The following is a 14,684-nucleotide window of genomic DNA, read 5'->3' on the forward strand; positions in this document are numbered from 1 at the left end:
TCCAACGGAATTAACCGGTATCTTATATTCATCATAGCATTTCCTCGTTTTTTTACTTTGCAATTGTTGCTATATATTTAACCGATATTGTCCCCTAATTGCCGCTTCCCCTTATTTGTTCCATACACCTTGCTATCGAGAAAAAATAGCCATAGCCTCCATAGCTGCGGCGGTCAAGTTGTTATGATTCATGATCCTTTATTTCATCCCCGAAGTTACCATGCCGCTGACAAAATAGCGCTGGAACATCAGGAACACGACAAGAACCGGTATCATCGTAATTACGGACATCGCAAGCAAACTGCCCCAATCCACATTGAACTCCCCGATGAAATTGGAAAGCGCGAGTTGAATCGTGTACAAGGAAGGATCACTGATCCCGATCAGCGGCCACAAGAAATCATCCCAACGCCACATGAAGGAGAAGATCGCCAGTACCGCCAGGATTGGCTTGCAGACCGGCAAAATAATTCGCGAGTAGATCCTCCACTCGGATGCGCCGTCTATCCGCGCCGCTTCCAGCAGTTCATCCGGAACGGAAAGCAAATATTGTCTCAGCAGGAACACACCTGTTGGCGTTGCCGCTGGAGGAATAATGATGCTGAGCAAATTGTTGTACAGCCCGAGAAAACTGATCACCTTAAAAATCGGAATCATGATGACTTCCAGAGGAATCATCAAGGTGGAAATAAATCCGACCAAGAGGAACGTATCGCCTTTAAATCGGTACTTGGCCAAGGCGAATCCAGCCATAGAATTGATAAGCAGCAGCAGCAGCGTCGAAGAAACGGTGACGATGGTGCTGTTGATGAAATAAGCCCCAAAGTTCCCTTTATCAAATGCAGCGATGAAATGCTCAAACGTCACGGTCTTCGGAAAAAGGCTCGGAGGAAAACTATACAGATCCGTGTTCGTCTTGAAAGCCGAGAGTACGACCCAAAGTACCGGAAACAACCAAAACAATCCAAAAACAATTAACAGCGTATACACCGATATTCTAACCAGCGGTTTCATTTCCATATTAGTTTGCGCCTCCTTTGGAGAGCTTGAATTGCACGACGGTAAAAACGGCAATGAGCGCGAACAATACGACCGACATGGAGCTTGCCATACCGAGCTCTTGCTTGGCGAAGCCGATCTCATAAATATATTGAACGATAAATGTCGTCTCTCTTCCCGGACCGCCGCCCGTAAGAGCGAACATCAGCGGATACGCCTTAAACGCGTCAATTAACGAAATCATGATGACCAGCAGGCTCGTTGGCTTCAGAAGAGGCAGCGTGATGCTCCAGAAGGAACGCAGCTTGGATGCGCCGTCGAGATGCGCCGCTTCGTAATAATCGTTCGGGATGACCTGCAGACCGGCCATGAAGATGACCATGAAAAACCCGACCCGCGACCACAGGGTCGCTACAATAACCGACAGATTGGCATAAGTCGGATCAGATAGAAAGTGAACCGGCTCCGCTCCGACAAGGGTTAACACATAATTTAAAATACCGAAATCTCCGAAAATCCATTTCCAGGTCAAACCGACAATGATGAATGAAATCATAGTCGGCCAATAAAAAATGGCTCTGAACAAACCCCTAAGCTTAATTTGCTGAATAAGCAGTATCGCTACGGCCAATGATAAGCAATAAATACCGGGCACCACAGTGGCCGCATACAAAGCGGTCTTGCTCAGGGCCGTCCAGAACTCCTCATTGGCGAATACTTCTTTGTAGTTATCGATACCTACAAAGCTCATCGGATTTAACCCGTCGTACTCGTGAAAGGAATATACAAAACCGATAAGCGTCGGGATCACAATAAACACGGAAAAAATCAAAAAGTTAGGCAAGACAAATAAATACGGAGCTAGTTGTAGCTTTTTTTTCGGCCGCGACTTTTTCTTCATCCCGGTATCCATAGCATGCGCTGACATTATTACTTCCCCTTTCCTAATAAAAATCAAAGGCTGCCGCCTATCGCAGCAGCCTTCAACCTATTATTTTTTATCGTCTTTCTTATCGTCGCTAATGGCTTTGTCGATCGCTTTAGCTGTTTTATCCATAGCTTCTTTGGCCGTTGATTTGTCGGTGATGACCTCGACCAAATTATTTTTCAAATCGTTGCTGAATTTCGGAACGATGCCTTGCTTGGACCAATCTTCAGCTGCGGCTGGAGCCGTGTTATTCAACTCGTTAGCGAATACTTCGAACATCTCTTTGCCGAATGCATAATCCAGCTTGCTGCTGTCTTTGCGCGGACTCATGAACAAAGATTCTTTATTAAATTTCGAGTTCACTTCCTTGCTGGACAAGTATTCGATGAAGCTCGCCGCTTCTTTCTCTACACCGGAGTTTTTGAAGGCCATCACGAATTTACCGCCAGGAACGGAGGAGCGCTGCTTCGCCTTCGGCATATACGTTACGCCCCACTCGAAGTTGGTAATGTCTTTGTAGTTGCTGACCATCCAGTTTCCGGCCAAATGTGCGGCTACCGTACCGGAACGGAATAGGTTGTTCGGGTTTTCGCCGCCGAGCCAAACGGAAATCGGCATGACGCCATCCTTGTGCAGCTTTTTGAAATAATCGGCCGCTTGAACGCCCGCTTCATTGTTAATCGTTGCTTTCGTGCCGTCTTGACTGATCATGCTGCCGCCGAACTGGTACAGCAGCGTGGACCAGCGATGTGGCGTGAAGTCCCATACCATCCCGTATTTGGCTCCGCCCTTTTCCATAACCTGCTTCAAAGCTGCACTGAATTCGTCCCAAGTCCATACAGCATCGGGAGAAGTAGGCACCTTCACTCCGGCTTTGTCAAAAAGCGTCTTGTTATAAATCAATCCGTTTGCCGTCACATCCATCGGAGCGGCAATAACTTTATTGTCGACCACGTAGTAAGGTTTAATGGAATCGATAAATTGCTCTGTAAATTTATCGACGCCTCCGACATAAGTTGCGAGATCCAACGCCTGATTGGAGAACGCCCCGATCTCAGTTGTGCTGATCCGCGCAAGTGCCGGCGGCTTTCCTCCGGCGACCATCGTCTTCATTTTGGTCGATAAATCCTTGTAAGCAATTTCAATTAAATTGATTTTAATGTTCGGATTTTTTCCTTCGTAATCTTTAATAATGTCCTTCATGACTCCGCCTTCGACGCCATCCGAGAACCATACGAAATCAAGCGTCGCATTTTTCTTGCCGTCCGAAGCTGCAGGAGCGTCGTCTTTCTTGCCGCAAGCAAGAGACATCAAGGCTAACATAACCAAAATCAGAGTAACCGATACAAATTTGAAGCTTTTTCTCATTGCAATCAACTCCCTCTTATAATCAACATGGTCATTTGCTAACGCTTACTTTTCGAAAAATTTGCGGCGACACTCCGGCATACTGCTTAAACGAACGGCTGAAATGCACCGAAGTGTTGAAGCCGATTTTTTCTGCGATAGCACTAACCGGTTCATCCGTCGTCAGCAACAGCTTCTTGGCCTCTTCAATCCGCTTGCTCATCAAATAATTGTTAACCGTGTATCCCGTGACTTCCTTAAAAGAATGACAAATGTAATATTTGTTCAAATGGAGCGCTTTCGAAAGATCGGCCAGCGTGATGTTTTCTGTGAAATGCTGGTTAATGTACTGCAAAATTCGCCTTACATTCGCCTGACTATGGGACGGCTGTTCAGTAGGCGAAAATTCGACCAGATGCTTGGACTTCCTGTAAATCTTAATTAACAATTGCGCAAGATACGTCTTCAGAATCACTTCGTATCCGAACGCTTCGCGTTCAATTTCTTGCTGTAAAAGTCGGAAACCGCTCTCAATTTCACCTTGCTCGTCGAGTGCCCAGCGAATCAGCAAGCCGCCGGGGGCGTCAAACAACGATAACAATTTCTGATACATCTCGGACGGTAATTGCTCCTTGAGAAACAATTCCGTAAAGTTAACATAACTCCGGACATAGGGAACGTCTTTCGCAGGATTCACTCTATGAATCGTGCTGCCGCGAAATAGCAGCATGTCACCTGGCGACAAATCATAAATATCCTCACCGATAATGTAATTGGCGCTCCCGCGAATGAAATAATAAATTTCAAAGCCTTCATGCGTATGAACCGGCCAATTATACTGCCATTCGCTTTGATCCGCTCGAACATAAATTCCATTTCTTCGGAGAGCAAGATTCGTCGGAGTGTGAATTATTAAAGAAATCAGTACCACCCCTCAATAGTACTATTTGTATATTTGATTCGACATAAAACGACTGCTACGTGATCAATAATACCACACATGTCAGCCATTGAAATAACGGATATTGCTGTTAATTTAATCAGAATTGCTGAAAATAGGTGAGATTTATTAAACGTTGCGCGCAATCCAAATCCAGTTGAAAGGGAACGCTATTGAAGCCGTATTAGCCATGCTTTTAATCATCCATATGGCCGGCTGGGCGCTTTCAACTTTCTACTACAATTTCAAGATTTAGAAATAAAAAAAACTTATGACCTCATGATCATAAGTTTATTTGCTGTTCGAACAGTATCTTATCGTTGCAGAGATATTTCCTCGCCGCCTGTTTTTGCCGGTTTCGGCACCGCTTTATTCCGCTTGAAATAACGCCCTAGCCCAACCAGCCCTTTCGGCATAAACCGGATGATTAAGATGACGGCCAGGCCGTAGATGGTCAACTGGTAATCCTGGAAGTTTTGCAGCCAGGCCGGTAAAAACACGAGCAGGATCGATCCCAATACCGGGCCGAGCAGCGTTCCCGAACCGCCGATGACAACGGCAAGCAGACACGCCATCGATGCCGCGACGTTGAAGGGCGCCGGGCTGACAAACCCGGTAAAATAGACGTACAAAACCCCGCCCACGCCGGCAAACAAAGCCGACAATACAAATGAAGCCGTCTTGTACACATACAGCGGAACGCCTACGCTGGCCGCCAGCCTGTCATTCGAGCCGATGCCGCGCAGTCCGTAACCGAGTCGCGACTTGCGCAGCCAGGCTACGAATGCGATTGCGAGCAGCATGACCGCCAGCACGAAATAATAGTAGGTCTCTCTCGGCCATGAGCTCGGGAATAAGCCGGGTACTCCGGAGATTCCGAGATTCCCGCCGGTAATGGCCAGATTATGAAAAAGCTCATCCAGAATAAGGGACATCGACAATGTCAGAATCGCAAAGAAATGACCGCTGGTCCGAAACACAATTAAGGCAAGCGTCAAAGCGATCAGACCATTGCCCGCGATGGCGATCAGTGCTGCGGACCAAACGTTCATGCCGAACGTAGTCGCGCAAATAGCCGTTATATAGGCTCCGACGCCGAACAGTCCGCCCTGCACCAGCGACGTATAGCCTGTAAATCCAAGAATAATGTTTAAGCCCTGATTCACCACGATCCATATGAACGTTAATATGAAAAGGCCCTGGTAATAAGAAGACGTGGTGAACAGAGGGATCACGGCGGCCAGAAGGACGAGGGCGATCGACAGCAGGGAGCCGCGGTTCAGGATCGTTTTCATCGCCTGACCTCCTTGGCAAACAACCCCATCGGCTTAAACACAAGAACCAGAATGATCATCACGAAAACCGCTACGGTTGAATAATGGCTCGAAATGTATCCGATGGTCAGAGATTGGAAGATGCCGATAATCAAACAGGATATGATCGTTCCCATGAGGTTGCCCATTCCGGCCAATACGAGCGCCGCAAAACCGAAAAAGATCAGATCGTTGCCCCGGGTCGGGACCAGGGAATACAATCCTCCATACAAGATGCCGACGAGGGCGCCTACAGCCGAGGCAAAGCCAAATACAAATGCCGATATGCCTTTGATGCTGATGCCCATCAGCAGGGCTGCTTCACGGTTCTCGGCGACGGCACGAATCGCTGTGCCCAGCTTGCTCTTCTTCAAAATAACGGCTGTCGCCACCGTAATGCTGATTGCGGTCAGGATCAGAATCAAGCGCAGTTCGGTAAGCATAACGGGACCAAGCTTGATCATGCCTCCCGCGTCCAATTTGACCTGGAACTGGTCCGGCCCGAAGATCAGCTGCATCGTATTATTCAGGAACGTCATCAGTCCCAGTGAAATAATAAATATATTGAGGGGAGGCAGCTCATTCGCGTTCTTGTACGGGAGCCGCTCCAGCAGAATGCCCGCTGCCGTTGAAATCGCGATCGCCAGCAGGATGGATATCCAGATGGGAAAGCCCATCCGATTGATAAACACCAAGCCGAAATATCCGCCGAGCACCGCGACCGACCCGAATGCAAAATGAGGAATATGCAGAACCCCGAATACCAAAGACAAACCTAACGCAAGGAGCAGGTACAGGCTGGACATGACCAACCCGTTCGCCAACTGCTGCAAAAGCTCATTCAATATAGTCCCTCCGTTCGAAGCCTATGTTCGTTTGGCCGGACCCGTCCGAAGCGTATCGGCGGCCCGGCCATCCTCGCTTTTGTTTACTTGGACGCGTTTCTGATTTTGGCCAATCCTTCCGAGTATTCTTGGACAGGGCTGTTCATTTCTTTATGGACCTTCTTATCTCCGCCCGTCCATACGAAGCTTGCATTCGGCACATAGGCCTGATTGTTCTTGTCAAACATCTTGCCTTCCACCGGGATCCATTTCATCGTCATATGCTCTTTCGGAACCGGCATCTCGTTCAGCGCTTTCACGACCGCATCCGCGTCCGTCGTTCCAGCCTGCTCGATCGCCGCGGCCAGAATGTTCATCAGATCGTAACCGTAGCCGGTGCTTGGCGGCGCTTCCACGTTATATTCCGCTTTATATTTATCCAGGAAGGTCTGCGCGTATGGACCGTTGATCGAATGATCGGACGGATTGATTTCTGCCGGAATCATGTCGTAGATGCCTTCGAGCACATCGGCGGAAACAATTTTCTCAAACTGTGCCTTCGAGCCTCCGTTGAAACCGAGCAGTCGGCCCTTATATCCCAATTCTTTGGCTTGTTTATAGACGAACGCCGCTGATTCTACGTCGGCCCCGACGTAAATGGCATCCGGTTTCGTCGCGATTGCCGCTGTCAGCTGTGCCGTAATATCCTGATCTCCGACTTTGAAGCCCTGTACCGTTGTGATGCTGCCGCCGGTGGATTGAAGCCCCTGCTGTACACCCTCGATCAGGTCCTTGAAGAACCCTTGGGCGGTCGTACCGACCACAGCCATCGTTTTTACGTTCAGCTCTTCGCCGATAAACCTTCCGCTCGTCAGGCCCGTGAAGTCACTCGGCGGGCGGACGTGGAAGACGTAGGGGTTGTTCGTTGCCGTGATCGCTTTGTCGGGAGCTACGCCGACAAGGGTCGGAAGCTTATTTTCTTTAATGTAAGGAAAGGCGGGCATTACCGAGGAGCCGCTCATGAAACCGACGAGAAACTGGATCTTCTCGTGCTCCACCATTTTCTTGATATTGCTAAGTGCGGTTGTCGGGTTGAATTGATCGTCGAGCGAAACCAGCTCAATCCTATGTTTCTTCCCCCCGACGTCGATTCCGCCCCGCTCATTGATATGTTTGACGGCGAGCTTGATGCTGTTATTTTGCGGCACGCCATAAACGGCAAGCGGTCCGGAAAGCGGCTCGGTCTCCCCGATGACGATCGTCGGTTCGGAAGAAGACGACGACGAGTTCCCGCACCCCGCTGCAAATACAGAAACCAACATTGCTACAATCATAACCAGCCTTGTTTTTTTCATATGTTTGTTCCCCTTTAATGGATTTGTAAGGCTAGACACCCAGATAAACGCTTTGTACGATCGAATCCGTCTTCACCTCTTCGGTCGACCCTCCCTTCACGATGGAACCGGCATCCAGGACATAAGCGTAATCGGAAACCGATAAAGCCATATTGGCATTCTGTTCCACCAGCAGAACGGACGTACCTTCCTCGCGGATCTTGTTCACGATCTCTCCGATTTTCTCGACCATCATAGGGGCCAGCCCCAGAGACGGCTCATCCAGCAGCGCCATCCGGGGCCGCGACATGAGCATTCTCGCCACGGCAAGCATCTGCTGCTCCCCGCCGCTCAAGTTAGCGGCCGGCTGCGTCCAGCGATCCTTCAGAATCGGGAACCATTCGACAAGCCTTTCCACATCGCTCCGGATGGCCGATGCGTCCGACCGGAGATACCCGCCCAGCTCCAGGTTCTCTTTAACCGTAAGCGTGGGGAACACCTGCCTTCCTTCCGGACAGAGCGCAATCCCCTGCAGAATGCGTTCCCGAGGAGACATGCGGGTAATGTCCACGCCGTTGAATGTAATGGACCCCCGGGTGATTCGGGCCAATCCCAGTACCGCCTTCATCGTCGATGTTTTTCCCGCTCCGTTCGGGCCCAGCACAACCGTTGTCTGGCCTTCCTTCGCCGTGAAGCTGATCCCATGCAGCACCTCGAGGCTTCCCCAGGAAACATGCAAATTTTCAACCGTGAGCATGAGCTGCACTTCCCCTTCCCAGATAGGCTTCAACGACGACCGGGTCCCGCTGGACGATCTCCGGTTTGTCGTCGGCTATCACTTTTCCAAAGTTCAGCACAACCATCCTGTCGCAAATTTTGGACAACAAGCGCATATGATGCTCAACAATCAGGATGGAGATGCCCCGGTTTTTAATTTTCAGAAGGAGATGTTGAAAATCGTCGCGCTCCCCGACAATCATCCCTGCCGACGGTTCATCGAGCAGAATGAAGGCCGGATCGCCGACCATCGCCATCGCGACCATAAGCCGCCGCTGATCCGCCGTGCTAAGCTCCGATACGGACCGGTCCGCATAGGCGCTGTCGATCCCGACGAACTCCAGCAGCTCAAGCGATTTATGCTCGATGTTGAGCTGGCTTTGTTTGCGTGTCGTCACATTAAACAATGATCGCTTGTCCTCGAGATGGGAGGCTATGGACAAGTTCTCCAATACCGTACAGTCCTTAAAAAGGCTTGTTGTCTGAAACGTTCTCCGAATACCGGCACGGGCTATCTTCGTCGCGTTGTGACGCGTAATATCTTGGCCGTTGAATACGATGTGGCCGCTTGTCAGAGGGGTATGCCCCGAAATCAGGTCCATCATGGTCGTCTTTCCTGATCCGTTGGGCCCGATCAGACCTACGACTTCGTTCGGATAAACTTTGAAGCTCACCTTATCGACGGCTTTAATGCCGCCGTAGTGCTTGCTCACATCCGTTAACTCCAGCATGCAGGCACCTCCAGGTAATCACCGATGCAGTTCTTGCAGGCGATTATGCGTTTTGTCGTTATTTGAATACCAAATATAAGTCCTCGCCGTCCTGCTCCACGGGATATCCCCTGAGCTTCGTTCCGCTATTCACCAGATGCTCCCCTGTACGGAGGTCGAATTCCCATCCGTGCCAGGGACAGCGCAATATTTCCTGTTCGCGTCCGAATTCATATTCATACACATCTGACGGAAGGTGGGTACCGCACACCATCCCGACACATACCGGCGCGTAGGCATGCGGGCACATGTTGCGCCAAGCGAAGTATTGCCCGTTTACAAGAAAAATCCCGATTTCGATTCCATTCACTGTAACGACCTTCCGGCCGCGCTCCGCCAACTCGGCGACCTTGGCAGCTGCGTACTTGTTCATCTACGTCCTCCTCTACACGGTTGTTGAAACCGCTTCCTTCAATCCGTACAGCTCCATCGCGTTTCCGGCACCTATTTTCTCCCTCATCTCCCTGGGGAAGGGGGCAAGCGCTACCTTAGGGGGATCATAATCCCAATGCGCGTAATCCGAAGAATACATGACGACATCCTCCGCACCGCTCATTTTGTAGATTTGTACCAGATGTTCAGGGCTGACCGGCTCCTCGATCGGCTGCGTAGTCAGCCGGATATGCTCCTTGATATATTCGGACGGCAGTCTCTTCAGCCAGGGAACCGTATCCCGGAGCGCCTTGTAGTTTTTGTCCATCCTCCACATCAGATGCGGAAGCCAGGATACGCCGCCTTCAATGGCGACAAATTTGAATGCCGGGAATTTCTCGAATACCCCTTCGCAGACCAGGCTGTTCACGTGCGTCATAAAGTTGAGGGGAAGCACGTTTTCCCATTCCATAAACCGCGTCGGATAGCCGGAAGGGGTAGGAGGATAGGTCGGGCCCAAGCCTTCCAAGCCGGGATGAACGGCGACCGGCAGTCCGTGCCGTTCGGCAGCTTCATAGATCGGATGGTAGAACCGCTGACCGTACGGCACTCTTGCAGCGCTGCACATAATAATTTGGACCATATCTTTATGGCCGGCCATCCGTTCGATTTCCTTGACGGCCGCAGCCGGATCTGAATGGTTCACATGAATGGAGCCTTTATAATGAGGGCTCGCCTTCAACCACGTTTCCACAGTCCAGTCGTTCAGCGCCGACGCGAGCACATTGCCATAGTCCGGATCGTAGCAGAGCGAAATCGCATTCATGTACGGGGTGCCGGTTAAGATCGCGTAATCGATGCCGTATTTGTATATATGGTCCTTCAATACGAAGTAAGGATCGCTTGCCACTGTACCGCCGTTGTCAGGAACGGCGTCTTTGCGCAGCACGCCTACAGGAGACCAGGTTTTGGAGCCTTCCATGCCGTAACCGTACTCCATCCATTGCTGATGCCACGCTTTGGGCAAATACGGAAGCAGGTCCTTCCTGTCGGCCATCGAGTTGTGTACGTCCGTATCGATTAACTTAGGGGCTATGCTCATACTTGACATCTCCTTGTCCATTAGCTGCTGACAGCTTTCCTATTTTCGATCCAGGCGGCCATCGCGCGGAAAATGATCCAGACGGAGGTGGCTCCGGCATCCTGGTGTCCGATCGCCCGCTCTCCCAGCGCTTTCGCCCGGCCAAACCTGGATACATACTGCTTGGTATTCTCCACGCCGACTCGCGCGCTTTCTTCCGCTGCCTTCAGCGCGTCTAGCAAACTGGCGGATTTATCCGCATATTTCCGCAGCGTGGCAACGGCCGGCTGCAGAGCATCAATCATCGTCTTATCCCCGAGGTCGGCCTTTCCGCGTTCCTTGACCGCTTTCAACGCATTTTCCATGATGGTTGACAGCGTTTCCAAATCGATCCGGTCCATGACCGGCATGTTTTTCACGCCGCCTGTAAACATGGTGCCAAAGATGATGCCCGACGCGCCGCCCATGGAGTTGATCATGGACATGCCGATCGTTCTGAAAATATCGTTGATGCTCGTCATCTCGGTTTCGTTCAATTTCTGGATGGCCGCCGTAAAACCGATAGACATGCCGATGCCATGATCGCCGTCGCCGATGGCACCGTCAACCTCCGTAAGGATCGGTTTGCTTTCGATGATCCTCTCGCCGACAAACCGGAACAAATCACAGGTCATCTGTACGTTTAACGTGTTCTCCACGATCATCGCTCCTGTCTGTGCATGTTATGATAAAAAGAGGATTGTGCGGGATGGTTGTAATACCGTTTCAGCTCGTCGTCCAATCGGATCAGCGAGATCGAAACGCCTCCCATTTCCATCGTTGTACAATAATTTCCGATTACAGTGTCATGGATGGCAATGCCGCGCCCGGCCAAAACCCGGGACACTCTGCGATTGACGATCATAAGTTCGATAAGCGTCGTTGAGCCGAGACCGTTGACCAGCACGCAGACTTCATCGCCGCTGGCGAAGGGAAGATCATCCAGCATGTAATCCAGCATGTTGTCCGTCAGTTCGTCCGCCTGCATCAGCTTTGTTCGTTTGATGCCAGGCTCGCCGTGGATGCCCATGCCGAATTCGATTTCGTCGTCCGCGAGCGTAAACGACGGTTTAACCGAGCCGGGTATGGTACCCGGTGACAGCGCAACGGATACGGAGCGGGTGGCCTCGCTTGCTTTCCGGGCGATCCGCACGACTTCATCCAGGCTGTGTCCCTGGTCGGCTGCGGCTCCTGCGACTTTGAGGACAAACAGGAATCCGGCAACGCCTCTCCGGTCATGGATTCTTTCCGGCGGCGCGGAGGCCACATCGTCATATACAGGTACGGTTGCGGTTGTCAGCCCCTCCATGTCCAGCATCTCCGCCGCCATTTCGAAATTCAGCACATCCCCGGCATAGTTCACGATCAGAAACAGGACACCCCTGCCCGAATCGACCGCTTTGGCTACGCCTTGTATGGTGCTCGGAGTCGGCGCAGCGAACACATGGCCGATCGCCGCCCCGTCCGCCAAACCCTCACCCACATAACCGAGAAACAGGGGTTCATGACCGCTGCCGCCCCCGATGACAAGGCCGACTTTGTCTTTTTTGTGTTTAAGAACAATTCCGTTAATGCCGTCCACTTTGGTATAATCGTTTCCAAATGCATGGATGAAGCCTTCTATCATTTCATCTACAACCCGCTCCGGGTTGTTTATCAATTTTTTCACGGCCATCGCTCCTCTGATCATTTTCCAAGCCCTTACACTTAAGTCGATATCGTAAACTGAAAGCCCTTACATAAGGATGGATTTATCTTATAGCATTAATGCAATTAATGTAAAATTAATAATAGTGATCTTTAGTTAAGCTGAAGTTATGGATCAGGCCGGGCAGCTTGCATGACGGCAATCCATGTCATGAAATATGGTATGATGAAGGCATACTGCACTATTAACTCATACGGGGAGTAAGACGATGAATATTGAACAATTGGAATATATCGTTGAAGTGGCCAAAACGAGTTCAATATCGATCGCGGCGGAAAAACTGCATATTTCGCAATCCGGAATCAGCCAGTCGATTACCAGTCTCGAAGAGGAGCTGGGCATTAAAATTTTCAACCGGTCACGAATGGGAACCTATCCAACCGATGAAGGCAAAGTGATCATTAAGAAAGCCTATGAAATTTTAAGCAATCTGCGGGAGCTGAGGCAGGAAGCACACATGCATAAAAGCCTGATAACCGGCGAATTGAAAATTTCGGTCATTCCCAACATGATGATGCTGCTGTTCAACACCCTGTTAGCCTTTAGAAGCGATCACCCCGATATCCATATCGAAATCAACGAAAAAGGAACAAGCGATATTCTCGAGGATTTAAGGCTGCAGCACGCCGAGATTGGCCTGATCACCATTCCTGAGGATCTGCTGAAAACGTATGAAAGTTTTTATTTCGAGAAGCTTCTGGAAGCGAAGATGAAGGTGTATGTAGGGAAAAATACGCCTCTGGCCTTCAACGGTACGATCACTACGGAGGAATTGGCGAAATATCCGCTGGTCCTGTACAAGAGTGAGAATGTGAAACAGTTCGTCAAGGAATTATCCGACAAATACGGGCCGTTTAAGATCCTGTTCACAACGGACAGCAATGATGTGATCAAAAGGGCGACCATTGAAGGCCTGGGCATCGGCATCGGGACCAGCAATATCGTGCATTACGATCCCTACATCATCAACGGGGATATCATTACCGTCGACATCGCGGATTTCGAGCAAAAGCACAGAACGTATTTCGGCTGGATCCGGTCCAAGGATAAACCGCTGTCTCCCGCGGCCAAGAAATTCCTCAATCTGCTGAAGCTGGAGATCCAGAAGGGGAACGGTTGAACGGGTTCTTCGTTGCCGGACTGAACAGTCATTCGTCCACAGATGAATAGACCCTCTTCCAGCTGCACTGGAATAGGGTCTACGGCGTTAATAAACAGGTTATTTCTGCCATCTCCTTTGGCGGGGTTTTATTGAACTTCATTATCCAACTATTTGTAGAGCCTTCTCTAACGCTCCAGATGCACCGAAGCCATCATGATAGTCGATTTTCTTACCCTTTTTTTCCGCGAGCTCGCGCACGGCCCACATCGAAGTATGCTTGATCGCTCCTTTTAAGATTATAATAACATCGGCTTTATTAATGATTCGTTGAAAATAGTTTTCTACAGAGCCTCCACCCGTCTTTCCATTATGATGCACGACGATCAAACCGCGCTTTTCACCCATTTTTTTGTAGGTATCGGTTTGACTGCCTCCGATGATCGCAACTGTCTTCATTTTCAATTCCCCCCTTATCATTGGACTCTTTCAAAACCTGTTAAGGTTATTTTAACTCAATATGTGTAAATGTCAATCGGTTTACTCGGATTATTAGTACCATGAGCAGCGCGGGTGTTTGTCTCAACTAAAACAACCTCATCCGGTTAATCAGCGGTTTACAAGGTAAAGCAAAATAACCGGCTGCAACAGCCGGTTATTTTGCTTGTATAGTTACCTATTCGCTCATTGCGGCAGCGCTTTAGGATTGGGCACTTCAATTCCGTTAAGAATAAGTCTGTACGTGATACCCGCATTCAGTGAATCGGACACAGAGCAGTACTTTTTGCTTCCCAACTCGATGGCGTTCCACACGCGGTAGTCGGGGATCGTCCCATCGACCCTTACCGTCAGCTCGATGGCGTTAAAGCCTTTGGGCGCCGCTTCTCTTCGGGAACCCTCGGCATCGATCTCCAGGTGCTCCACCGTATGCAAGAAATTATTCAAAATCATCGTAATATCTATCCCGATGCAGCCTGCCAAGCCTGCCAGCAGAAGCTCCATCGGCGTCGCCCCCTCTCCGTCTCCGCCGTAAGCCGGCGTTGCGTCCATGCTTATGCTGAACCCGGAAGGGCCTACCGATTGAAATGAGCGTTTGCCTTGCCATTTGGTCGTTACGAGCATACTTTAAAACCCGCTTTCTCCTGTGAGATCA

Annotated in this window: 16 protein-coding genes; 1 reads left to right on the forward strand and 15 read right to left on the reverse strand. The window is 50.1% G+C overall.

What is annotated here, in order from left to right; translation table 11 throughout:
- Positions 1–198 precede the first annotated feature (198 nt).
- The 13 genes from FKP33_RS10925 to FKP33_RS27120 all read right to left on the reverse strand — a co-directional run bounded on the left by FKP33_RS10925 (position 199) and on the right by FKP33_RS27120 (position 12,393).
- Positions 199–1,020 carry a carbohydrate ABC transporter permease gene (locus FKP33_RS10925; protein WP_054797722.1) on the reverse strand — a complete coding sequence of 274 codons (822 nt, stop codon included), beginning with the start codon at positions 1,018–1,020 and terminating at the stop codon, positions 199–201.
- A 1-nt stretch (position 1,021) separates the two neighbouring features.
- Positions 1,022–1,927: a carbohydrate ABC transporter permease gene (locus FKP33_RS10930; protein WP_127608425.1), complete on the reverse strand. Its 906-nt coding sequence runs from the start codon at positions 1,925–1,927 to the stop codon at positions 1,022–1,024.
- A 63-nt stretch (positions 1,928–1,990) separates the two neighbouring features.
- Positions 1,991–3,295, reverse strand: a complete 1,305-nt coding sequence (locus FKP33_RS10935; protein WP_141335007.1) for an ABC transporter substrate-binding protein — start codon at positions 3,293–3,295, stop codon at positions 1,991–1,993.
- Positions 3,296–3,326: 31 nt separating this feature from the next.
- On the reverse strand, positions 3,327–4,205 hold the full coding sequence (locus tag FKP33_RS10940) for an AraC family transcriptional regulator (RefSeq protein ID WP_258313432.1): 879 nt from the start codon (positions 4,203–4,205) through the stop codon (positions 3,327–3,329).
- 323 nt (positions 4,206–4,528) lie between these two features.
- Positions 4,529–5,509, reverse strand: a complete 981-nt coding sequence (locus tag FKP33_RS10945) for a branched-chain amino acid ABC transporter permease (RefSeq protein WP_127608423.1) — start codon at positions 5,507–5,509, stop codon at positions 4,529–4,531.
- The gene (locus FKP33_RS10950) at positions 5,506–6,372 is read right to left on the reverse strand and encodes a branched-chain amino acid ABC transporter permease (RefSeq protein WP_054799388.1); all 867 of its coding nucleotides are present in this window, start codon (positions 6,370–6,372) and stop codon (positions 5,506–5,508) included. The genes FKP33_RS10945 and FKP33_RS10950 overlap by 4 nt, the downstream gene beginning before the upstream one ends.
- An 83-nt stretch (positions 6,373–6,455) precedes the next feature.
- Entirely contained in the window at positions 6,456–7,706 is a 1,251-nt protein-coding gene (locus tag FKP33_RS10955; protein ID WP_127608422.1) for an ABC transporter substrate-binding protein, read from the reverse strand.
- 31 nt (positions 7,707–7,737) lie between these two features.
- Positions 7,738–8,442: an ABC transporter ATP-binding protein gene (locus FKP33_RS10960; RefSeq protein WP_127608421.1), complete on the reverse strand. Its 705-nt coding sequence runs from the start codon at positions 8,440–8,442 to the stop codon at positions 7,738–7,740.
- Positions 8,429–9,193 (reverse strand): ABC transporter ATP-binding protein, encoded by a 765-nt coding sequence (locus FKP33_RS10965; protein WP_141335067.1) that lies wholly within the window; start codon positions 9,191–9,193, stop codon positions 8,429–8,431. Before FKP33_RS10965 ends, FKP33_RS10960 begins: the two co-directional genes overlap by 14 nt.
- A 58-nt stretch (positions 9,194–9,251) precedes the next feature.
- A complete protein-coding gene (locus tag FKP33_RS10970; protein WP_127608419.1) occupies positions 9,252–9,605 on the reverse strand; it encodes a Rieske (2Fe-2S) protein in 354 nt (117 codons plus the stop codon).
- A gap of 12 nt (positions 9,606–9,617) precedes the next feature.
- On the reverse strand, positions 9,618–10,706 hold the full coding sequence (locus tag FKP33_RS10975) for an amidohydrolase family protein (protein WP_230876055.1): 1,089 nt from the start codon (positions 10,704–10,706) through the stop codon (positions 9,618–9,620).
- Positions 10,707–10,726: 20 nt separating this feature from the next.
- The gene (gene dhaL, locus FKP33_RS27115) at positions 10,727–11,389 is read right to left on the reverse strand and encodes a dihydroxyacetone kinase subunit DhaL (protein ID WP_164751858.1); all 663 of its coding nucleotides are present in this window, start codon (positions 11,387–11,389) and stop codon (positions 10,727–10,729) included.
- Entirely contained in the window at positions 11,386–12,393 is a 1,008-nt protein-coding gene (locus tag FKP33_RS27120; protein WP_201319252.1) for a dihydroxyacetone kinase subunit DhaK, read from the reverse strand. Before FKP33_RS27120 ends, dhaL begins: the two co-directional genes overlap by 4 nt.
- Positions 12,394–12,640: 247 nt before the next feature.
- Here FKP33_RS27120 and FKP33_RS10985 point away from each other — a divergent pair, with 247 nt between their 5' ends.
- On the forward strand, positions 12,641–13,552 hold the full coding sequence (locus FKP33_RS10985; RefSeq protein ID WP_127608418.1) for a LysR family transcriptional regulator: 912 nt from the start codon (positions 12,641–12,643) through the stop codon (positions 13,550–13,552).
- Positions 13,553–13,693: 141 nt separating this feature from the next.
- Here FKP33_RS10985 and FKP33_RS10990 read toward each other — a convergent pair whose 3' ends face one another.
- Positions 13,694–13,990, reverse strand: a complete 297-nt coding sequence (locus tag FKP33_RS10990; RefSeq protein WP_230876056.1) for a DUF2325 domain-containing protein — start codon at positions 13,988–13,990, stop codon at positions 13,694–13,696.
- A gap of 225 nt (positions 13,991–14,215) precedes the next feature.
- Entirely contained in the window at positions 14,216–14,653 is a 438-nt protein-coding gene (locus tag FKP33_RS10995) for an OsmC family protein (RefSeq protein WP_141335009.1), read from the reverse strand.
- Between the last annotated feature and the right edge of the window lie 31 nt (positions 14,654–14,684).

Origin of the sequence: Paenibacillus sp. tmac-D7 (assembly GCF_006519665.1) — a bacterium.
GTDB classification, from domain to species: Bacteria; Bacillota; Bacilli; order Paenibacillales; family NBRC-103111; genus Paenibacillus_G; species Paenibacillus_G validus.

Excerpts from the sequence above, each read along its gene's own strand:
- FKP33_RS10970 (WP_127608419.1), bottom strand. The coding sequence starts at position 9,605 with ATGAACAAGTACGCAGCTGCCAAGGTCGCCGAGTTGGCGGAGCGCGGC.
- FKP33_RS10930 (WP_127608425.1), bottom strand. The coding sequence starts at position 1,927 with ATGTCAGCGCATGCTATGGATACCGGGATGAAGAAAAAGTCGCGGCCG.
- FKP33_RS10995 (WP_141335009.1), bottom strand. The coding sequence starts at position 14,653 with ATGCTCGTAACGACCAAATGGCAAGGCAAACGCTCATTTCAATCGGTA.
- FKP33_RS10935 (WP_141335007.1), bottom strand. The coding sequence starts at position 3,295 with ATGAGAAAAAGCTTCAAATTTGTATCGGTTACTCTGATTTTGGTTATG.
- FKP33_RS10965 (WP_141335067.1), bottom strand. The coding sequence starts at position 9,193 with ATGCTGGAGTTAACGGATGTGAGCAAGCACTACGGCGGCATTAAAGCC.
- FKP33_RS10960 (WP_127608421.1), bottom strand. The coding sequence starts at position 8,442 with ATGCTCACGGTTGAAAATTTGCATGTTTCCTGGGGAAGCCTCGAGGTG.
- FKP33_RS10975 (WP_230876055.1), bottom strand. The coding sequence starts at position 10,706 with ATGAGCATAGCCCCTAAGTTAATCGATACGGACGTACACAACTCGATG.
- dhaL (WP_164751858.1), bottom strand. The coding sequence starts at position 11,389 with ATGATCGTGGAGAACACGTTAAACGTACAGATGACCTGTGATTTGTTC.
- FKP33_RS10945 (WP_127608423.1), bottom strand. The coding sequence starts at position 5,509 with ATGAAAACGATCCTGAACCGCGGCTCCCTGCTGTCGATCGCCCTCGTC.
- FKP33_RS10955 (WP_127608422.1), bottom strand. The coding sequence starts at position 7,706 with ATGAAAAAAACAAGGCTGGTTATGATTGTAGCAATGTTGGTTTCTGTA.
- FKP33_RS10990 (WP_230876056.1), bottom strand. The coding sequence starts at position 13,990 with ATGAAGACAGTTGCGATCATCGGAGGCAGTCAAACCGATACCTACAAA.
- FKP33_RS10925 (WP_054797722.1), bottom strand. The coding sequence starts at position 1,020 with ATGGAAATGAAACCGCTGGTTAGAATATCGGTGTATACGCTGTTAATT.
- FKP33_RS10985 (WP_127608418.1), top strand. The coding sequence starts at position 12,641 with ATGAATATTGAACAATTGGAATATATCGTTGAAGTGGCCAAAACGAGT.